This is a genomic window from Leptospira alstonii serovar Sichuan str. 79601 (assembly GCF_000347175.1).
GTDB classification, from domain to species: domain Bacteria; phylum Spirochaetota; class Leptospiria; order Leptospirales; family Leptospiraceae; genus Leptospira; species Leptospira alstonii.
Window position 1 is genome coordinate 1 of the sequence record NZ_ANIK01000116.1, and the last position, 18,955, is coordinate 18,955.

At 43.9% G+C, this 18,955-nt stretch carries 18 protein-coding genes, 1 other RNA gene and 1 pseudogene; 12 read left to right on the forward strand and 8 right to left on the reverse strand.

Annotation, left to right across the window (positions count from 1 at the left end):
• From LEP1GSC194_RS18965 to LEP1GSC194_RS18985, 4 genes are all read left to right on the forward strand, one after another.
• On the forward strand, positions 1-843 hold an 843-nt coding region (locus LEP1GSC194_RS18965), incomplete at its 5' end, for a DUF1561 family protein (protein ID WP_020775114.1).
• 854 nt (positions 844-1,697) lie between these two features.
• Positions 1,698-2,057, forward strand: a complete 360-nt coding sequence (locus tag LEP1GSC194_RS18975; RefSeq protein WP_017808422.1) for a PilZ domain-containing protein — start codon at positions 1,698-1,700, stop codon at positions 2,055-2,057.
• 62 nt (positions 2,058-2,119) lie between these two features.
• Positions 2,120-2,743, forward strand: coding sequence for an RNA polymerase sigma factor (locus LEP1GSC194_RS18980; protein ID WP_020775192.1), 624 nt, complete (start codon positions 2,120-2,122; stop codon positions 2,741-2,743).
• A 5-nt stretch (positions 2,744-2,748) separates the two neighbouring features.
• On the forward strand, positions 2,749-3,303 hold the full coding sequence (locus tag LEP1GSC194_RS18985) for an LIMLP_12425 family protein (protein WP_020775154.1): 555 nt from the start codon (positions 2,749-2,751) through the stop codon (positions 3,301-3,303).
• Here LEP1GSC194_RS18985 and LEP1GSC194_RS18990 read toward each other — a convergent pair.
• From LEP1GSC194_RS18990 to LEP1GSC194_RS19000, 3 genes are all read right to left on the reverse strand, one after another.
• On the reverse strand, positions 3,300-4,241 hold the full coding sequence (locus LEP1GSC194_RS18990; RefSeq protein ID WP_017808198.1) for a tetratricopeptide repeat protein: 942 nt from the start codon (positions 4,239-4,241) through the stop codon (positions 3,300-3,302). The genes LEP1GSC194_RS18985 and LEP1GSC194_RS18990 overlap by 4 nt on opposite strands.
• Before the next feature lie 69 nt (positions 4,242-4,310).
• A complete protein-coding gene (hpf, locus tag LEP1GSC194_RS18995) occupies positions 4,311-4,598 on the reverse strand; it encodes a ribosome hibernation-promoting factor, HPF/YfiA family (protein ID WP_003003050.1) in 288 nt (95 codons plus the stop codon).
• A gap of 171 nt (positions 4,599-4,769) precedes the next feature.
• Positions 4,770-5,219, reverse strand: a complete 450-nt coding sequence (locus LEP1GSC194_RS19000) for a tetratricopeptide repeat protein (RefSeq protein ID WP_020775132.1) — start codon at positions 5,217-5,219, stop codon at positions 4,770-4,772.
• A 119-nt stretch (positions 5,220-5,338) separates the two neighbouring features.
• Between LEP1GSC194_RS19000 and rnpB the strand changes: the two genes are divergently transcribed.
• Positions 5,339-5,733, forward strand: an RNA gene (gene rnpB, locus LEP1GSC194_RS20910) — RNase P RNA component class A.
• A 99-nt stretch (positions 5,734-5,832) separates the two neighbouring features.
• Positions 5,833-5,973 carry an Rpn family recombination-promoting nuclease/putative transposase gene (locus LEP1GSC194_RS23695; RefSeq protein ID WP_020775165.1) on the forward strand — a complete coding sequence of 47 codons (141 nt, stop codon included), beginning with the start codon at positions 5,833-5,835 and terminating at the stop codon, positions 5,971-5,973.
• 73 nt (positions 5,974-6,046) lie between these two features.
• Here LEP1GSC194_RS23695 and LEP1GSC194_RS19010 read toward each other — a convergent pair whose 3' ends face one another.
• The gene (locus tag LEP1GSC194_RS19010; RefSeq protein ID WP_036043802.1) at positions 6,047-7,855 is read right to left on the reverse strand and encodes an ankyrin repeat domain-containing protein; all 1,809 of its coding nucleotides are present in this window, start codon (positions 7,853-7,855) and stop codon (positions 6,047-6,049) included.
• Between the two features lie 250 nt (positions 7,856-8,105).
• On the opposite strand from LEP1GSC194_RS19010, the gene LEP1GSC194_RS19015 reads away from it, so the two are divergent.
• Positions 8,106-9,464 (forward strand): peptidase C69 family protein, encoded by a 1,359-nt coding sequence (locus tag LEP1GSC194_RS19015; RefSeq protein ID WP_020775168.1) that lies wholly within the window; start codon positions 8,106-8,108, stop codon positions 9,462-9,464.
• Here the strand turns inward: LEP1GSC194_RS19015 and LEP1GSC194_RS19020 are convergent.
• Positions 9,451-10,164: a TerC family protein gene (locus LEP1GSC194_RS19020; protein WP_036043804.1), complete on the reverse strand. Its 714-nt coding sequence runs from the start codon at positions 10,162-10,164 to the stop codon at positions 9,451-9,453. The genes LEP1GSC194_RS19015 and LEP1GSC194_RS19020 overlap by 14 nt on opposite strands.
• Positions 10,165-10,237: 73 nt before the next feature.
• On the opposite strand from LEP1GSC194_RS19020, the gene LEP1GSC194_RS19025 reads away from it, so the two are divergent.
• Positions 10,238-10,801, forward strand: a complete 564-nt coding sequence (locus LEP1GSC194_RS19025) for a SelL-related redox protein (RefSeq protein ID WP_020775139.1) — start codon at positions 10,238-10,240, stop codon at positions 10,799-10,801.
• A gap of 16 nt (positions 10,802-10,817) precedes the next feature.
• On the opposite strand, the gene LEP1GSC194_RS19030 is transcribed toward LEP1GSC194_RS19025, so the two are convergent.
• Positions 10,818-11,252, reverse strand: coding sequence for a universal stress protein (locus LEP1GSC194_RS19030; protein ID WP_003003031.1), 435 nt, complete (start codon positions 11,250-11,252; stop codon positions 10,818-10,820).
• 157 nt (positions 11,253-11,409) lie between these two features.
• On the opposite strand from LEP1GSC194_RS19030, the gene LEP1GSC194_RS19035 reads away from it, so the two are divergent.
• The 3 genes from LEP1GSC194_RS19035 to LEP1GSC194_RS19045 all read left to right on the forward strand — a co-directional run bounded on the left by LEP1GSC194_RS19035 (position 11,410) and on the right by LEP1GSC194_RS19045 (position 15,040).
• A complete protein-coding gene (locus LEP1GSC194_RS19035) occupies positions 11,410-12,249 on the forward strand; it encodes a hypothetical protein (protein ID WP_020775162.1) in 840 nt (279 codons plus the stop codon).
• Positions 12,250-12,492: 243 nt separating this feature from the next.
• Positions 12,493-14,295 carry a methyl-accepting chemotaxis protein gene (locus tag LEP1GSC194_RS19040; protein ID WP_020775190.1) on the forward strand — a complete coding sequence of 601 codons (1,803 nt, stop codon included), beginning with the start codon at positions 12,493-12,495 and terminating at the stop codon, positions 14,293-14,295.
• Positions 14,296-14,377: 82 nt separating this feature from the next.
• Positions 14,378-15,040 carry a DUF2461 domain-containing protein gene (locus tag LEP1GSC194_RS19045; RefSeq protein ID WP_020775141.1) on the forward strand — a complete coding sequence of 221 codons (663 nt, stop codon included), beginning with the start codon at positions 14,378-14,380 and terminating at the stop codon, positions 15,038-15,040.
• Here LEP1GSC194_RS19045 and LEP1GSC194_RS19050 read toward each other — a convergent pair.
• Both LEP1GSC194_RS19050 and LEP1GSC194_RS19055 read right to left on the reverse strand, forming a co-directional pair.
• Positions 15,037-16,992 (reverse strand): CASTOR/POLLUX-related putative ion channel, encoded by a 1,956-nt coding sequence (locus LEP1GSC194_RS19050; protein WP_020775156.1) that lies wholly within the window; start codon positions 16,990-16,992, stop codon positions 15,037-15,039. The two genes, LEP1GSC194_RS19045 and LEP1GSC194_RS19050, sit on opposite strands and share 4 nt — an antisense overlap.
• Positions 16,993-17,122: 130 nt before the next feature.
• A pseudogene (locus LEP1GSC194_RS19055) lies at positions 17,123-17,661 on the reverse strand (hypothetical protein).
• Here LEP1GSC194_RS19055 and LEP1GSC194_RS19060 point away from each other — a divergent pair.
• Entirely contained in the window at positions 17,645-18,883 is a 1,239-nt protein-coding gene (locus tag LEP1GSC194_RS19060) for an alpha/beta hydrolase (RefSeq protein WP_020775115.1), read from the forward strand. The pseudogene LEP1GSC194_RS19055 and the gene LEP1GSC194_RS19060 sit on opposite strands and share 17 nt — an antisense overlap.
• Positions 18,884-18,955: the final 72 nt, after the last annotated feature.

Sequence of the window (18,955 nt, forward strand, 5' to 3'; positions counted from 1 at the left end):
AAGGAAAGTCATGCGTATAAAAGAGAAAAAAGGACCTTACCGCCCGACTTTCAACTAAGCGATGCTTGGATTCGAAGGCTTTATGACATAGCGGTTTCGGCAACAACTGCGACTCCGCTACATGGGATATGCGGTATCTGTCTGCTTCATAGTTTTCAGATGATAGCGGAGCTTCAGGAGCATCATTCGCAAGGACCTCTTCAGAGTGGAGGTTATTTCTTTGATACGGCTCCGGATACGGATCCTTTTATCTCGTTCGGACAACGTTATCCGCTATTGGACATGTTGCTGACAGACGTACCTAGAATATATGGTCTCGACGGTAACACATCCAGACTGTTAGGATTGGCATCGGCTAGGACTATGTTGCCTCAGTACAACTGGACTCCTTCCAATGAATTCATCACTCGGTCCGCGATACGATCTCACATCAACACACTGATAAATTCTCCTCCCGGAAGCGTTTGGTTAGGGATATTGGGACGTAATAGGCCGGATGGAACTTTGACGGGACATGCAGTTCCGATTCTTAGGACTTCTCAAGGGATAGTGGTAATTCCGACGGCCTTGCGTTCGAGGCCATTGGACTTCTTCAGACAATTTGTAACGCCTACCACAGATCCGCTCCAGGTAATGAATAGACTGGAAACACCGGATAGGACTCTGACAGTATTGATAACCGTACAGTTAAGCGAGGTTTACCACAATACTTTTGACTTCATAATCGCTAACAGAAATTGCACCGGAGAAGGCGAGGACAGAAGAGGTACGGGAGGATATCCGACCGGCGCCTCGGTAAATCAGTGTCCGGATGGAGGAGGCAGGTGTGCACTGCCGCTTTAGTCAGTGATCAACACTAACGCGAATTCGACGTAAAAAAGTTTGGGCGAATCCGGCCTTGCCAGGCCTGAGCTATCTCGCGATCCGTAGAAACTCAGTGAATGCCTTCCTATGGGGCGGCATTCAGAGAGCGAGATTGAGTTCGGAGAGCGTTTCACCGAGTTCAGAAAGTGCCCACTGAAATAGGTGCCTCATATATTCTCTATGGATCGCAACATATGACCGCCTTCGTATTGTTATATGGAACTCACGTTAATATAAGTTTAAGAATGAATCGAAAAATTATCGATTGAAAAAAACGACCGCAGTGGTATAAAAATAATGATCTTTGCGCAGTTGGATATCTAAACAAAACAAGAGAAAACGCGAAAGGAGCTTCTTTCCGAATGTAATGTAGTTGAAGTTGATGAAAACATTGAATCCATTGTAACGATAAAAAAACAAATTTCCGATTGTCTACTTTTAGACGGGTTCATATCGCAACGGCTGCATGCTTAAAAAATAAGTTATAGACTTCAAATTTCTCGTTTTATAGTTTCGATGATAGAGTAATCAAAGTGGCCGAAAAGTTGGGGCCAAAGCCTTACGTCGCCTAACAACGTTTTTTCGCGTCGTTCGTCCTCGCGGCTCCGTTCGGCCTTCGACACATTACTTTGTAAGTTCGGTTTGTAAGTCTTTTTCAAGGTTCACACAAACTCCGTGCCAATTCCTTCGTGTACAAGCGCTCGGGTCGGCAACGTCGAAAAATCCGCTTGATTCTGTTAATGCGAATTGTGCCGGAAAGAATCTCGATCCGCAAAGAATCGAAATAAAATCCTTCTGGACAAACATTCGTTCCGCTTCGACTCTGATCGGATATGTCCGGCAATCCAGACGAACAACCAAGGAGTCATCGGTACTATCCGGGTATTTACGTCGACTATATCATACAAATCGAATTCGGTTTGATCACACTTCATGCAAAACTCGGCAACATTTCGGAAACCGGAATCTGTCTCATCTTAAGCGGGGAGGATTTGAACGTAGCGGAACCCGTACACGGTTCCGTAATAGAAAAGAAATCGGGAAAACGTCTCGAATTCGAGGGCGACATCGTATGGGTCGGTTCGGAAACGATCGATCATAAGATAAGATTCGTATACGGTCTCAGATTTCGGATGCCTATGATTTTGACGGAATCCTTGGTTTTGATCAATCTTTCTCTGCAAGATCCCTGACGTAAGTCACCTATCCCAAGTTTCCGGATTGCCATATCCGATTCCTTCGCGATTCTTGAATCATGGATTCATCTTCTACAAGAATGGAACAGAAACAAATCATTCCTAAAAAACCGACCTTAAGAGAGATCGAAATCGGCCTTCTTAAAAAAATCAAGGAAGGGGACGACGAAGCTTACATTCAACTCGTTAGTCCGTTTCGAGAAAGACTCTTTCGTAAAGCAGTCTCGATGGTAAAGGACGGAGACGACGCGGAGGACATCGTTCAAGACGCGCTCATTTCCGGATACAGATCCATACGTAACTTTCGCGCGGAATCGGGAGTTTATACTTGGCTTTATCGGATCGTAGTCAATAAATCCAAGGACATGTTAGCGAAACGGAAACGAGCTAAAGAAAATTCCATGGACGATAAGGAATATCAGGTAACGGACGAAAGATTGGGATTCGAAAAAAAAATTGAACTTAGTGACGAATCCAACTATCTAATTAGCAAAATCAACGGGTTGGAAGATCTCTACAAAGAGGTAATCGAACTCAGATACTTCGAAGAGATGTCCTACGCGCAGATCGCCGAAGTTCTGGGAACCAACGTGGGGACCGTAAAGAGCAGACTCTTTAAGGCGAAAGAATTTTTGAAACATTTGATTTTACAAGACGGAAAGGGTGAAGGATACTTTAGGTAAAAAAGATGGAAAGATTGCAGTCAAAATTTAAAATACCGCTTTTCCTGCGAAAGGAAGACGGAGATTTGCTTAAAATTGAAAATTCGCTTATAAAAACGATGTCCGAACTCAGGGACAAAGAGTTGCGTAGTATTAACTTGGGCGATGAATTTTCGATCCGATTGAAAAATCAACTCAAGTCGGTTCGACCGGAGCCTGAAAAAGGGTGGGAAAAAATGAGGGAAAGTATTCTCGGCAATCGAGGTCTGCAACTTTCCTTTTCGTTCATCTTGGTATTTACGATCGTATTCGTAACTTATAATCGGAGTTCCGATAGATCGAATCCATCGGAAAGATCCGGTACCGTGTTCGGGCAATCTCCAGCGGGAAACTTTCAGGACATTCCTTCTTCCGGTAAGTTTCAATTTGAATTGGATAAGGCTCTTCTTAAACAAATTCCTTCCACTGCGGAATCCAGAAAAACGATCCATTCTCTTCGGAAATATTTTTCCGAAAGAGGGGAATTAAGAATTGCGGAAGAATTGGATAGAATACTGGAACAAACGCAGGGAAACAATTAACCCTTAATTCCTTCTTGGCGTCTTTGAAAAAAACCGGGGTCCACGGAATCCAGGATTTTCTTGGATTCTTGATAGATTTCGCCGTATTGCATACCTTTGTAAACGTCCAAAAGGAAACAAGCGTGTTGTAGGATCCTGCAACGAATCTTAAAGTCGTAGAGATCCTTTCTGGAGTTCAGGGTATCTTTCAAACGAATTAGATTTTGATAATATCCTAATATATCCTTTTCGGAATAATTTCCGGTTTCTTCGAAAACTCCCCGTTCCGTCAAAACGACCGGAAGAACTTCTTTCAGATCCGATTCCTCCTGATAGGAATCTTTTAGTTTTTCGATCCAAGAGAAAATCGGTTCCGATTTCAAAACCGCGAGCGGGGCCGCGGAGGGATCTTTTAAAAAGGCTTCCCGAAAGAGAACGAGAGCCCTTCTTTCTTCGCCGGTTTGAAAAAGGGATTCCGCTCTCAAGTAAAGAAACTCGGGAGAATTTCTTTCCACGGAGGAAGAATAATTTAAAATTTCAAGTGCGTTTCGGTAATCTCTGAAACGAATGAGTTCCCGTATAAGACTCAACAACGCGGACGGATCTTGAAAGTGAATGCCTTCCCTTTGAACCGAGATTTTCAGTTGATCGACCGCTTCGGATAAAACCGATTCCGAAACGGCGCGAAAGGAAGAAGTGCCGGTAAATTTTCTCAGTTCGAACGCGTTTTGAAATTCGGAAAAATATTGAACGAGAAGGTGACTTCTTTCTCTTCCTTCCTTCGTATTGTGAATTCGATCCAAACGATTGTCCCAGTAGGATGCAATAAAATAACCGGCGATCGTGTCCGGATGTTCCGGACTTTCTCCGAGAAGCGAATCGAAAACCTTTTTTGCCTTATCAAAATCTCCGTCCGATAGATATTGATTTGCTTCTTCGAGTTTTCTGGAAAAGGACATTTAGGATTGATTCTTAACTTAAGAATCCGGCGGAGAATTCCACCGGACGGGATATTTGTAAAATTCGGATCAGTGGTTCGCTTTTTTATCGTGATGTTTGCTGACTTGTTTGACGATCTTATCTTCCAATCCGTCGATACAAGCGTAGATATCCTTGTTTGAATTTTGTGCGTTGAATTTGTTGCCGTCACCGTGCAAATTCAGATTTGCGGTGACTTCTCCATGGATCATTTCGAAAGAAATTTCGAAAGACTGAACCGCATGAAGATATTTTGAAACTCGATCCAATTTACTGTCGGCGTATTTTTCGGCGGCTTTAGAATGATCGACGTTTTTCCAATTATAATTTATTTTCATAGGCGGCTCCGAATTGTTTTTGTACCGGATAAATTGAAAAGGATAGAGGAGTTCCAAGATCCGGAATTTCAGGTTAGCCTTGAAAGAGGAAGAGTCAAATCAAAAAAATCCCGCCCTTTCGGGGCGGGTCAAGTCAGTTAGAACTAGAGATGGGATGAATTCACAAAAGGATTACTGCGCGTTTGCAACATTCTCCATGTGGATGGAACAAGCTTCTTGATACTTTTTATAAGCCTCTTCTTCCGCGTTCAAAGCAGAATCGATGTCCCCGATTTTCTGATAGATGGAAATTACGTTTTTGATGTTCTCAAGCGCTTGGCAGGACTTTCCTTGACGGAACTCCGAAATGGACTTGAGATAGAGAACCAGAGCGTAGCCGGAAGATTCTTTTTCTCCCATCTTTTCGCGAATGATCAGAGATTGGTCGTAAAGATCGATGGCAGAACCGTAGTCCCTTACCTTTTGTTTGAGACTCCCTAAGGCGCTCAGCTTGTTTGCAAGTTGGATTTCATTCTCAGGCTTAAACTTATTAAGCTCATCTGCAACCTTTTCGGCTTCTGGAGTTGCATAAAGCCCTGTAAAAATGCTTAAAAAGAGGGCAATTGTCGCAAACTTGTTCATCTTATCACCTCAACTCCAGTGTTCTTGTATAGATATATGCAAGGGCCGTGCCAAAATTTCTAAAGAATCTTTCTTTTTTTCTCGTTTTGATTGGGCCTTTCCAAAATAGTCGAAAGTAAGCATTCTGCCGGATGATCGCGCTACTTTTGCAAACAAAAGGGTGAGGAAAGTCCGGACACCGGGAAACACGGGACCGGGCAATCCCCGGAATTCTAACCCTGAGAGAAATTTCAGGGAAACGAGTATGGAAAGTGCAACAGAAAGGATACCGCCCGTTGAAGAAATTCGACGGGTAAGGGTGAAATGGTGGGGTAAGAGCCCACCTCCGATTTCGAGAGAGATCGGGAACGGTAAACCCTCCCGGGTGCAATCTCAAATAGGCAGCCTTTTTGCCGTTTCCGCAGGGCTGCGGGTAGAGAGCAAGGACTCCGATCGGTAACTTTCGGGGCAAGATAAATGATCATCCATCTCCTCGCGGGGAGGACAGAATCCGGCTTACAGGCAGAATGCGCATTGGAATTATCAAAATAAGAATACCGTTCAGCTGATTTTAGAAAATACATATGAATGTTGTCGGAGGCGCGCGTTGGTTCCTACATGCGGCGGCGAGTCTGTGCATTTCGTATTTTATCACGGAGAAAAAGAGTGGAAACTAGGAGAAAGTTTTTTACATCAATTCACGATTACGGCGGAGGAAACCGAACACCTTCGCCGTTTTATTCCCGATTTTGATATTGAACTTCCTTCGAATTAGTGGACACGGTCGTGCAAAGGGAAAAGATTATAACAAAATTCAAAAAGTCGTTTTAAAGAATTCTTTTTGGGGATTATTCGGCGCCGTTCAGCTTTAAATAATATCGAACTAAAGTATGATTATATCGTTCCGCGTAATCCAAGGCTGACAAACCCGCTTTGTCTCTTAAGTTTATATTTGCTCCGTTTCTTAAGAGAAATCGTAGGGCGTCAATGCTGCCTATAACGGCCGCACAATGTATGGCTGCATGTCCCGCATAATCCTGCGCGTTCAAATCCGCATGATGATCAATGAGAAGTCGAACCAATTCTAGGTTAGGGTTCAGACTGCAGGTATCTTCAAAAGGAGAAAATGATTTTAGGATGACGGTTTCTCCTTTTGAATTTTTTGCGTTTACGTCCAGACCTTTTCCGATTAAATATTTTGCCATATTCGTATTTTTATGTTCGGTGATAAAAAAGAGCAACGTCTCTTTGTTGTCGTTCAATTCGTAAATGTCTGCGTTTTTTGAAACCAGGTATTCGACGATATCCGGTTGATTATTCCATACGGCGTTTGCTAAAAAGGTGAAACCGTCGTTCGTATAACCTTTGTTTCTTCTTTTTGCATTTATTTCAGCCCCTTTTTCGACGAGGAGTTTCGTAATTTCCATATTAGAGGAATATAATGCAACGTCTCGAATCGATTTAACATCCGCGTTATTCGTGTCTAAAAACCATTTTACCGTTTCTATTCGTTGTTCGCGGATTGCGGATAAAAAAGACGAGGTGCGGTAGGATTTGTCTAATTTTTTTATCGGCGCTCCGTGTTCGTTTAAATACTTTATTACCTTTATATCACCTTTATCGATTGGGGCTTGCAAAAGGTTTTTACCGTTATATCCTTTTTCGTTTGCGTTTAAACCGTTTTCCAATAATAAAATAGGGATGTCATTAGAGGGCGATCCGAGCAGATCTTCATACAATACGATCGCTTCCTCTTTATCCTTTTTAAGATTGCCGACCTTTGCGCCGTTCTTTAAAAGAAATCGGATTCGTTCAAGATTCTCCGGTAGTTTCTGATTTCGATAATCGCATACAATTCTAAAGAAAGGCGTTGAAATTTCTCCACTATCCTCGTAATGAATATTTACGTCCGCTCCCTTCTCCACTAACGTTTTAATAATATCGAAGTTTCCGGTTATGTAAGCCCATACTAAAATAGGATAGCGGCGAATGTAATTTACGTTCGCATTGATACGAATCAAATCGTTCACTAACGTCGAATTTCCGGTCGTCACCGCAAAAAACAAAAAATCATTTTTTATATTCGGTCGATGTTCGGAGATCGTTTCAATTTTTTTATAGTTGCGTTGTTCCGTTAAATATTCAAAAAATTCCATATTCGGTTCTTCGAGACGCGCGCCGTATTCCAATAAAATAACCGCAACTTCATAATTTTTCCCGTTGATCGCGGCGTCGATCGGAGTCCGACCATTTGAATCCGGAGCGTTGAAGTTCGCTCCCTGTTTTAAAAGAACTTTTACTTTTTCTTTTTGATTGAATTCTGCGGCATAATGCAGCGGGAACTTGTGTTCATAGATTTCGGCGGCCTTTCTATTAGCTCTCCAATCTTTAATGCCGTAATAAACGGTATTTCCAAAACCGAAGGGAATCGATACCGGCAACAATATTGTGTCCGCAACAAAAGTAAAAGGGAGGCTTAAGTAATACGTTATGGCAAATTCTAAAGAGGAAATAGGTTTTGATTTTCCGTCACAACCCGCTCGGACTCCGCTATAAATAGGACATCCTCCCTTTTCCGTCCAAGTAGGTAAGGTCATAAATGTAACGCAGCTTTCAAGGGAAACGATTATGATTAAGATAACGATTTTATTGATCATTTTATATATAAACAATTTAGAATTTATTATTTTTGCTTATTTTCAAAAACGAAAAAAAGTTCCGTCGCCGTTATCGTACCGGGAATCGACTTTGTTTCACGATCGATTCCAGAAGATATGAAATCGAGACGTCGGAGAATTTTGTCATACTTCAAACAAAAACACGGTTTCCGTTCGCGCTCTTCCGTCTATTGTGCCCCGTATAAAAACCGCTTGTCAAACGATTCCAAACGAAGAATTTCAACGTATCATGTGTGATACGTTCGTCGCCACGCCGTCTTTTACGGGAACCGGTTCGATGATTTTCGGAAAGAATTCGGACAGGGAACCCAACGAGGCTCAAGCTCTTTTGAGAGTTCCTGCCCGTTCCGGAGAATCGGCAACTCTTTGTACTTACATTCAGGTTCCGGGTGTGAAACAAACTCAGGAAGTCGTTCTCTCAAAACCCTTTCAGATGTGGGGAGCGGAGATGGGGGCCAACGCTTCCGGGGTTGTGATCGGAAACGAAGCGGTCTTTACGAAAATCCCTTTTGAAAAAAAGAATCAAGGTTTGACCGGAATGGATTTGTTACGTCTCGCTTTGGAAAGAAGTAAGGACGCTGAGACGGCAAGAGAAACGATTCTGCAACTCTTGGAACGTTTCGGTCAAGACGCTTGCGGCGGTTATACGAATTCTTCCTTTTATTATCATAATAGTTTTTTGATCGCCGATTTTCAAAATGCTTTCGTGTTGGAAACCGCGGGCAAGTTCTGGGCCTGGAAAAAGATCGAAGGTTTTTATTCGATTTCCAACGGGCTCACTCTGGAAAACGATTACGACGCGATTCATCCGGGAGCGATCGAGTTTGCCCTCGAAAAGGGTTGGACAAAAAAGGGAGAAACATTCTCTTTTTGTAATGCGTTTTCGGATTCTTTTTTTACTTTTTTCAGCAAGTGTAGGGTAAGAAGGGCAAAAACCAAGGCGATGGGTACATTCAAAAAAGGGAATTTAGATGTACACGCGGCGGCGGAGATCCTTAGAACGGAAGGGGAACCGCTCCAAATCGAGGATTTTTATCCTTCTTCCTCCGATATGGGTTCGGTTTGCCTTCACGCGACCGGGCCGATTACGCCTAACGGTACGACCGCTTCTTTGATCGCCGAGTTAAAACCGAAACTCTCCCAAAATCGTTTTTGGTTTACGGGCGCTTCGATTCCTTCCGTCTCTTTTTTTCTTCCCGTCGGTTTTCCGGGAACGAGTTTCTTGAAAAAGAATTTCGAACAACCGGGAGCGAGGGCGGATATTTCCCTTTGGTGGACTCACGAAAAGTTTTATAGGGAGATCCAACGTTTTTATCCCGACGCAAAAAAACTCGTACAACCTCGGATCGCAGCCTTGGAAAAGGAATGGTTTCAAGAGTTGAAAAAGTTGGAAAAAAATCCCAATCCTTCCAAGGCCTTGGATCTTCTGAGCGTCCGAGCCGCACAAGCGGCTTTTCAGGAATACCGATTTTGGAACGGGGATTTGTTAAGCGAATTGAGGAAAAATCGGCCTAAAAAAGCATTCGCGCCCTTGTATCGATTGCAATGGTCTTTTTGGAATTCCAAAGCGGGAATCAGCGTCTCTTAGTGTGCGCCTTTCGGATTTTCATATTAACCAGTTCCACTCCGAGGGAAAAGGCCATGGAAAAATACACGTATCCTTTCGGTATGTGGAAGTGAAGTCCGTCCGCAAATAACATCGCTCCGATCATGATCAAAAACGAAAGAGCCAACACTTTCATGGTGGGATGTTCGTTGATAAAATCGCTTACCGTTCCGGAAAAAATGAGCATTACGATCATCGAAAGTATCACCGCCGCCACCATCACCTGAAACTGACCCGAAAGCCCGACCGCGGTTACGATCGAATCCACGGAAAAAATGACGTCCAAAATAATCAGTTGAACGATCACTCCCCAGAAAGAAATTTTTTGTTTTTTGGGCTGATCCTCTTCGATTCCTTCCACCTTACCGTGAATCTCACTCGTACTTTTTGCGATCAAAAAAAGTCCTCCCCCGAGCATAATCAAATCCCTGCCCGAGATTTCGAAACCCACGATCGTGATGAGAGGGGCCGTTAAAGAAGCGATCCAACTGACCGCAAACAACAAACCGATTCTAAAACCGAGGGCGAGCGTGAGGCCGAGGTTTCTTGCCTGATTCTGTCGATTTTTGGGTAGTTTACCGGAAACAATGGATAGAAATACGATATTATCGATTCCAAGAACGATTTCCATGAGTGTTAGGGTCAGAATTGCGACGACTTTATCGAGCGTGAGTAGTTCCATGCTTGCAGTTAATTTTTCGAAAACGAAGAAATCAATCGATTTACAAAGGAATTTAAGGAGGCATACTGGAGGTATGGAGTTTCTTCCGGAAAGTTTCGAAACGAGAGAAGCGGTCGGAATTCATCTGAGGAACAAGACCATTCTCCCTTGTTTACCTCCTCGTCTCAGCCTTTTGGTTTTTTTAAGACATTCGGGTTGTATTTTCAGTCGGGAAGCGATTTCCGATCTGAAGGAAATTTTCGAAACCTGTCTTTCCTTTCCGTCGATCTTATTTTTTTTCCCCGGAAATTTGAAAGACAGCGAAAAATTTTTTGAAGGAGTTTGGGAAGACGCCTGTGTCGTCTCCGATTCTAAAACCGAATTTTATCGGGACCTAGGATTACAAAACGCAAACCTCCTTCAACTGGCGGGTCCCGAAGTATTGATCGGAACCGCGAGAGCCACTCTCAAAGGACATTTTTACGGAATCCCGGGAAGTAATACGTTTCAGATGCCAGGAGCGTTTCTTGTGGTTCGGGATCGAATCGTATGGGAACATAGATACAGACATATCGGAGATCATCCCGATTGGAAAAATCTTCCCGGAGTGACACTTTTACCGGGACCAGAATTGAATCCCGGGGTCTTGCCCGCGTAATATCGCAAGACTGACGTTATCGTACGACCGTGACCGAACAGGTTGCGTGATGGACGATTCGATCCGAAACCGAACCCACTAAAAATCTTCCGACTGCGGAAAGACCTCTCGAACCGATTACAATCATATCATAATTTCCTTTTGTAGCCGTTTCGACGATCTTGTCGGCCGGATAACCTTCCAGGACCAGACGATCCCATTGGATATCGGGGGATTCGTCCAAAGGAGAATGAATCTTTTCGAATCTTTGTTCCGAAATCCATTTCACTCTGTCCTTGCCTTCGGGAGCCTTTTCGTAATAACCGGGAAGAGGACCGAACTCTTCGACGACTTCCAAAATCGTAAGGCTTGCGTTTGCCGCTTTTGCGATCGCGATTCCCATTTCCAGGGCTTTTTTGGAACTTTCCGAACCGTCCACGGGGACTAAAATTTTTTTGATGAATCTTTGCATGTTGTTTCTCTTCGCAAAAAGTGTATCGCTCCCAATCCGTTTTCCAATCAAAAAAAATCTAAAATTTGGATTTATACCTCCGGATTTTGATCGATCGGAGAATTGGGATTTCTATAAAAAACTTGGATGATAAAGTATCGAAACGGATTTTTCGATCATGGAACAAAAAACGGAACAGGATCGTATATTCATAAATTCTTATTTAGAATACAAAAATTTAGGCGATTCGAAAGCTTTGGTAGAACAGGCGGACTTTTGGATTCGTAGAATCACGGCGGGCAAATATTCCCTGAGCGAGGACGGACGAAACGAAGTTCTGCTCAAGTTCATTCAAAAAATTGAATATTTTTCGGAAATCTACGAGACCCGAAAATTCGAAAATTTTACGGCGTACGCGATCGTTTTTTTTAGAAATCTCGTATTAAATCAATGGAAGAAGGAAATCAAATCCCTAAAGACGGAACCCGTCTTTTTAGAGCCCGACGGTTTAGCCGGTTCTGTCGTCTACGAACCCGATTATAACGCCGAGCGATGTCCGTTTAGAATTCTCCTACGGGAACAACTGGGCGCCTTGGATCCGAGAGGAGTTTTGATCTTTAAACTCAAACACAATTTGTTTCTCGAAAGAAAGGAGATTTTACTTTTAAAAAGTATTCTCTATGCGTCCGGAAATTCGGTTCCGGATTTTCTAAAGGAAAGAATGGAAAAAAGATTTGCGGTCCGGCGTCGGGAACTGGCCGTTTTGGAAAGAATGGAAATCTCTCATCAAATGCTTTTTTCCAAACGGAAAAACGCCGCGTTTTTTTCCTCCAAGGCCAAACGAAAACTCAGGAAAAAACTTTTGAGAGTCGAAAAGATCTATACTTACGAAGAAATTTCCCGCTGGTTCGGCTGGAACCATTCCGTAATTAAAAGGTTGTATTTACAAACTATGAACTCTTTGAAAAATTTCGGTCGGGATTTGAAGTTTACGGAAGAGAAAAAAGAAGCGGCGTGAGCGTTGTCCCAACGGAAATCGAGAATATGGGTTCGTCGGCGATAGACTTTGGCCTTTTAGGGATCTATTTGAAAACTCCGTGTCGGAATTCCGTAATTTGAGGAGACGAAAGTGAAAAAATAATTTTCGGATGATTCTTTTCTTTCGCATTAGCGGAAAAAAAAAGGTTCGGCCGATAATTTGTGGATGGAAACGGCTCCCGTTCAAACGATTGACTTTCGATTGTAAAAATAGAGTAACACTATGAATCAACTGGAATCTCGGAAGTTACGATGGAAGTTAACGGTCGGTTTGGAATTGCTGACTTCGATTTTGGCCGTTCCATTGGCGGTTTTGTTCGTAATTTCGGCGGGAGGTTACGACTTCGATCAGTCGATCGCATTGATCGTTTCTTCCACAATTTCTTTGACCACTTCGTTTGTGGTTCCTTCCGTTCGGTTTACGATACTCGGAAAACTTTTTAGAAACTTGGAAGATAAAAATTGGTTTCTATTGGACTCCAAGGAAAGATCCGAGATTAAAACGAAAATTCTCAATTTTCCGCTTTATAACACTTGGTTTTACGTGATCCAGTGGTGTTACGGAATTTTTGCCGCTTGGAGAATCATGCACTTATTCTTCGTGCCGAAAACGATCGAATCCGTTCCTTTTGCGTTTCTGCCGGCGATCATCTATCCGATCTTAGGCGTTTCTCATTTCTTTTTAACGGAATCCACGTTCGTGGATCTTTTGGAATCCGATCGTCTGAACGAGGTTCAAACGGATTCCGAAAAAATAAAAACCGTGGGAGTTCATACTAGAATTTTCAGCACGATCTCGGCGATCGCCGTACTTCCGATTATCATCTTGGGTTATCTTCTGTTCGAAGAAACGTCCGGTTGGATCCAACTCGGCGACGTCACGATTCCTTTGATCCTTACTTTGACGTTCATGTTGATTGCGGTCGGAATCGCTTCGTTTCAACTTTCTTCCACGATCCGAAGAAATTCCAAAAACATGATTCAAATTTTCGCGGAGATGTCCGACGGAAATCTGACTCATATTCTTCCCACCGTTTCCAGCGACGAGTTGGGTTCCAACAGCAGGGCGCTTAACGAATTTGTTAAGCGACTTCGTATTATCGTTAAGAGAGTGACTCGGGAAGCGGATAAACTTTCGGAAAGTTCTAAAACTCTCGGAGAAAATACGAGGGAATTGTCCGCAAAGATGCAAAATCAAGCGGCGTCTTCGGAGGAGATGAGTTCTTCCGTCGAAGAAATTGCGGCTTCGATTCATTCCACCGCTTCTCGCGCGGAAAGTCAGACTCAGATCGCGAAAAAGGCGCAGACTTCCCTTGCGGAGTTGGAAGATAGAATTCGTCGGGTTCATACGGCTCTTTTGGAAACCAAGGGCGATGCGGATCGAATGAAAGGCGAAACCAAAAGCGGCGAAGAGGCTCTGAAAGGAACTCAGAAAGCGATGGAAGCCATCGAAGGGAGTACTGCGAAGATGGGCGCGACCATGAACGTGATCAAGGAAATTACGGATCGAATCGGTTTGCTTTCTTTGAACGCGTCCATCGAAGCCGCAAGAGCCGGGGAAGCGGGGAAGGGTTTTGCGGTTGTGGCTCAGGAGATCGCAAAACTCGGAGAACAGACTCAAGAAAACGCAAAAAGAATTACGGCCGCGATTGCGGAAGCGTTGAGCGCGACCAAAAGCGGAAGGGAAGTGATCGAATCCACCCAGACGGTTTTTCAACGTATCGGCGATACCGTCGGAGTCACACTGGATCGTGTTTCCGAGGTGACCTTATTATCCGATTCTCAATTGGTCGCAAGCGAACAAGTGAGGTCCGCGTTTACGGAGCTTTCTTTTTCCTCCGATGAAATCAGCAATCATACCCAAGAACAAGCTCGAACTTCCGAAGAATTTTCGAAAACGATCGTCGCCATCTCCGAAACGACAGATTTTCTCAACGACGTTGTGATCCGGATCGACGAACTGGCCGTAAAGTTGAACGAACAAGCGGGCAAACTCAAATCGGAGATGGAATTTTTTAATACTTGAAGTTGGTTTACCCGGAGTCGTCGATTCATTTTGGACTTGACTTAAACGAAAGTGAAACCTTTCTTTTGCAAAAGGTTTTCCCATGTTACATCCGTCCACTCTTGACTTCCTTAAAAAATTAGCGAAAAACAACAACAAACCTTGGTTGGAAAAGAATAAGGATCGATTCCTTGAGGCCAAGGCGGACTTCGAAAACTTAATCACCGAACTGGTCATCGGACTGGCGAAAATAGAACCGTCCCTGGCCGGAGTCGATCCGAAAAAATGTATCTTTAGAATCTACAGAGACGTTCGTTTTTCCAAAAATAAAGAACCCTACAAAACCAATTTCGGCGCGAGTATCGGTCCCACCGGAAAGGATTTGAGGAAACCTCTTTTTTACTTTCACGTTCAACCGGGAGGAGAATCCTTTTTGGCGGGCGGGCTTTATATGCCCGATTCTCCCGTGTTAAAAAAGGTTCGGGAGAGTATTTTAGAAAATTCTAATTTTCTAAAAAAGATCGTTCAGGAAAAAAAATTCGTCAAAGAGTTCGGCGGACTTTCGGATATGAAATTGAAAACGGCCCCGAAGGGTTTTTCCAAGGATCATCCCGATTTGGAATGGATTCAATATACGAGTTATATCGTCGAAAAAAAACTTAAGGACGAGGATCTGTTGTCTAAGAATTTGATCAAGAATACGATCGAGTCTTATAAAATTCTGCGACCGTTTCTCGAATATTTGAACGACGCCCTTTCCGATTAAGTCTGGTCTTCCGCCAACACGATCAAATTGTCCTCCGAGCTGATGGAAAACTCGACATCCTTGGAAGGAATCAGATAAACTCCGTATCCTTTTTTTTCGTCCTTTTCTTCGGAAGACATTCTGATTCCGAAACAAGTTTCTCCCCGTTTTAGAGCGGCGCCTACACAATCCGCAAAACTCAGAGTCTGGGGCAGGGTTTCGAAATAAAGCGAAGCGGGTTTAAGATAGATTTCGCTTCCTTCAGGGCTAAAAAGATCTTCGTAAACGCGCATAACGTCCGGTTCTTGCGAGACCTGCGCCATCATCTTGGAAACGAACTGATTGGAGATGAGAAAATCCTTCACGCCTGTTTCCAAAACGATTTCGGTATTTTCGGAATTCATGATTTCCGTAATCAACTGCGTAGAAGGTTGATTCCCGGTTTTCAGCGCATATCGTCTGAAATATTGTCTGAATCTGAGAAGAAGAGAAATCGTTTGCGCGTCCACTTCCTCGATATTTTCCTTTTCCTCGGCCAAAAAGATCACGGAGTCGTAGGATTCGGGTTCAAGTCGTTTCATCGAGGATTCTTGGGAAAGATCCGCTTGAAAGGCGCGTAACGTTATCGCCGGATATTTTTTCTTGAGACGTACAACCGTGGCCTTGAATTCCTCCTCGATCTGTTTAACGAGGATGTCGATGGTCGAACCCGGAGAAACAAACTTAGCGTATTCTTCCACGATGAGAGGGCTCTTGGAATTCCAACCTACGATGAGCTGTTTGTCGATCGGAACGGATCTTTTTATGTCCGGAAGCGGAAAATCCCTCGGACTCCCAACGGCGGTTTCGGAAAAACGAATTTTGGAATCGTCCTCCGCGAGCAACACCGCGTTTTCCCCGTCGCTCGGAACGTAATCCGAAGAAGGATTGAGAATGATTTCTCCGTTCTCTTTTCTGAATCCCAAGGGAATCGATTCGTTAAACCGAAATGAAATCTCCTTAAAATCGAGGCCCTTCCAACCGGAAGGAGGTTTGTAAAAATAAACTTCGTCTCCTTCAAAACCGACGAGATTGGAATACACGACCGCAAGTCCCGATGTTCTGGAAGTTTGAACGAGAAGTTTTGCGAGAATATTCCTTTCGTCCATCACCTGAATCGAGGAGGAAAGTTCCTGGGCGATCATTCGATTTTCCTCGTTGTGGAGTTCCGCGACGATCGGAGGAAGTTCCCGATCACGGCAAACGGCGACTAACGCCATGAGTGATTTTAAAACTTTCGAATCCCCTACGTTTCTGCCTTCTTTGGAATCCTCGCCCCCGGAGGAGTTTAAAACCAGAACGGACTTAGCCTCGCTCGCGTTTACTTTTCTGAGCGAATGAAGACTCGAGGGAGTTCCGGAACGTGTGATGATTTTCGTCGATTTTCTGACTTTCAGATTTTCCGAAAAATAATCGTCCATAAACTCCTTGTCCTCCTCCGAAAGTACAGTTACGACGGCCCTCGACTCCGAGGAATTCGCCTCGATCAGCTCTTTCAGGATTTCCAACACCCTGACTCCGAACCCGAGTATAATCGTATGATCTTTTTCTAATACGTCGCTTTTTCCCTTTCTCAGCTCCTGGATTTTTTGATCGAATTGGTTCGTGATAAAGGCCACTAAACTTGAAAATAGAACGAGTCCCAGAAACACGGTCAGGATTCCCGAAAATTTGTTGAACCAGTTCGATTCTCCGTCTTCGGCGACGGCCCCCGCGTCTGAAATTTGCAGAAACACTCTCCACAAAAATTCTCCCTTACCTTGAATCGATTCGTCCGGGAAAATCAGTCCCCCCGATAGGCGGAGAATGGAAAGAGATACGAAAGCGATTAGGAACAAAAGTATGAGGGCCGCAAAAACCGAGCCGCCTCCTCGGGACATGAAGTTGTCGAAGTGATAACGAAGTTTATCCGAAAATTTACGGTTTGAATTCATGATGGGAGAATGGAAATCAAGGCCCGATTTTAATCAAATCGAAAAAAGATTTCACGCGAAAAATATTGCCTCGATAAACGTTCAAAATCGAAACGCCGGACGAATGTATTATTCCGAACTTGAAGATATATTATGAAAATCGAATGGAGCTTATGACCGTGGTGAGTTCGCCTACGAGATAACTCGGAGGCATTTCGTCGCCGTTATACGTAAGGAGGGTCATCCTCTTTTGATTGGAGATCATATAAACCATCCAGAAACGATCCTCTTTCACGAATTCGCAGGCCATGATCCTGCTTCCTTCCTCGTTTTCGAAAGCGGCGATCTTGTCCTCTTCGAAATCGATCTCGTGCGTTTTGAGATATCTTTTCAATTCTTCTCTGAGATCGTAACTTCCGGATTTATTTTCAAAGGCGTAGACTTGAAGAGCGCCGCTTCCGTTTTCTTCGAAAAAAGCGGGAATTCCTTCGATGACCAGATGAACCCAATGTGCCGGAACCACCATGGAGTACCAACCGTTGGGCGAAGTGTAGAGTTTGTATTCCGGAGTTTGAGACATGACGAAATCTCTGAACCAGAATCTTTTCCTGGATTTTTCGGGCAAGCAGCTTCTATTTCTTGACATTTCGAAATTTCGGTTATTTTTAATTCTGTGATCGCCATCCTCAAGAATCGTAGAAGCCCTTTCTACTTAGCGACTACGTTTCTCATACTTCTTTTGTTCGCGTTGTTCGCATCCACACTCGCTTTTATTTTCACGGGAGTTTTGATCTTAATACTTCTCATCCATCCTCTTCTTTTGAATTGGATCGGAAAATTATACGGACAAGAGGACATCGCGGACGAAGTCCATTTTGCGAAAACGAAGGACGGATGGAATCTCGCCCTTCACAGACATATTCCTCCCCAACCGAATCCGCAACTTGCGCCGGTGTTGGTCGTTCACGGAATCGGAACGAACAAGTTCGTGGTCGATTTGGATCGAAGGCATTCTCTTCCCTATTATCTGAAACTCAGAGGTTACGACGTATTTGCGGTTTCCCTGAGAGGTTGCGGTCGTTCTTATCACGAAAGTCCGACTCGTTACGAGGACTTTACGTTCGACGACATCGTAAAATACGACATCCCCGCGATGATCGAAAAAGTGAAAACGATCTCCGGTTCCGATCGTATTTCGTACGTGGGGCATTCCATGGGAGCGATGATTTTATATTCCCATTTTTGCATGTCCGAAGATAAAAACGATACGAAGGACATCGCCGCCTTCGTATCGTTAGGCGGTCCCGGAAATCTGAATCATATCGGAATCACTCTGATCGGACTTCTTTCCCGATTTCCCCGCGCTCGGAGAATGTTGGATCTGAAATTCGGAGCTTCGATTCTTGCGCCTCTCGCGGGAGAACTTTATACTCCGATCGACGAAATATTATACAACCCGAAAGTGACCTCTTCCAAAACGGTGAAGAAGATCATGAAGAATGCGGTCGAAAACGTTTCCGACGGGGTTATCGAACAGTTTATGCACTGGATCGAAACGAAAAGTATGTATTCGCTCAACGGATTGTACGATTACATCCGACTTCAAAAAAAAATTTCCGTTCCTTCTCTTTTTATCGCGGGTGAGAAGGACGTCATCGCGACTCCGGAAGCGGTCCGAGCCGTTTACGAAAACGCAGGTTCCCGAAAAAAGGAATTCAGGGTCGTCTCCAAAGCGAACGGATCTTCCGAAGACTACGGTCACGCCTGTCTCGTGATGGGCGATCGCGCGGAAGACGACGTCTTTCAATACGTGGAATCCTTTTTGAAAAAACACGGACTTCGTTCAGAGCCCGGGTTTGCGACTAAAATCAAAGAGGGAATTCTTTCCACCATTTCCAAGTTACTCGGATAGTTGTTAGGGATCGTCCGGAGATTGGCGCCTTCATTCGAGCCCTTGCGAAAAAGCTCGTAATCTCTTTTCGTT

What these genes read in the sequence shown, in the direction of transcription:
- LEP1GSC194_RS18975 (WP_017808422.1), top strand. Translation starts at nt 1,698, where the DNA reads ATGTCCGGCAATCCAGACGAACAACCAAGGAGTCATCGGTACTATCCG.
- LEP1GSC194_RS18980 (WP_020775192.1), top strand. Translation starts at nt 2,120, where the DNA reads ATGGATTCATCTTCTACAAGAATGGAACAGAAACAAATCATTCCTAAA.
- LEP1GSC194_RS18985 (WP_020775154.1), top strand. Translation starts at nt 2,749, where the DNA reads ATGGAAAGATTGCAGTCAAAATTTAAAATACCGCTTTTCCTGCGAAAG.
- LEP1GSC194_RS18990 (WP_017808198.1), bottom strand. Translation starts at nt 4,241, where the DNA reads ATGTCCTTTTCCAGAAAACTCGAAGAAGCAAATCAATATCTATCGGAC.
- hpf (WP_003003050.1), bottom strand. Translation starts at nt 4,598, where the DNA reads ATGAAAATAAATTATAATTGGAAAAACGTCGATCATTCTAAAGCCGCC.
- LEP1GSC194_RS19000 (WP_020775132.1), bottom strand. Translation starts at nt 5,219, where the DNA reads ATGAACAAGTTTGCGACAATTGCCCTCTTTTTAAGCATTTTTACAGGG.
- LEP1GSC194_RS19010 (WP_036043802.1), bottom strand. Translation starts at nt 7,855, where the DNA reads ATGATCAATAAAATCGTTATCTTAATCATAATCGTTTCCCTTGAAAGC.
- LEP1GSC194_RS19015 (WP_020775168.1), top strand. Translation starts at nt 8,106, where the DNA reads ATGTGTGATACGTTCGTCGCCACGCCGTCTTTTACGGGAACCGGTTCG.
- LEP1GSC194_RS19020 (WP_036043804.1), bottom strand. Translation starts at nt 10,164, where the DNA reads ATGGAACTACTCACGCTCGATAAAGTCGTCGCAATTCTGACCCTAACA.
- LEP1GSC194_RS19025 (WP_020775139.1), top strand. Translation starts at nt 10,238, where the DNA reads ATGGAGTTTCTTCCGGAAAGTTTCGAAACGAGAGAAGCGGTCGGAATT.
- LEP1GSC194_RS19030 (WP_003003031.1), bottom strand. Translation starts at nt 11,252, where the DNA reads ATGCAAAGATTCATCAAAAAAATTTTAGTCCCCGTGGACGGTTCGGAA.
- LEP1GSC194_RS19035 (WP_020775162.1), top strand. Translation starts at nt 11,410, where the DNA reads ATGGAACAAAAAACGGAACAGGATCGTATATTCATAAATTCTTATTTA.
- LEP1GSC194_RS19040 (WP_020775190.1), top strand. Translation starts at nt 12,493, where the DNA reads ATGAATCAACTGGAATCTCGGAAGTTACGATGGAAGTTAACGGTCGGT.
- LEP1GSC194_RS19045 (WP_020775141.1), top strand. Translation starts at nt 14,378, where the DNA reads ATGTTACATCCGTCCACTCTTGACTTCCTTAAAAAATTAGCGAAAAAC.
- LEP1GSC194_RS19050 (WP_020775156.1), bottom strand. Translation starts at nt 16,992, where the DNA reads ATGAATTCAAACCGTAAATTTTCGGATAAACTTCGTTATCACTTCGAC.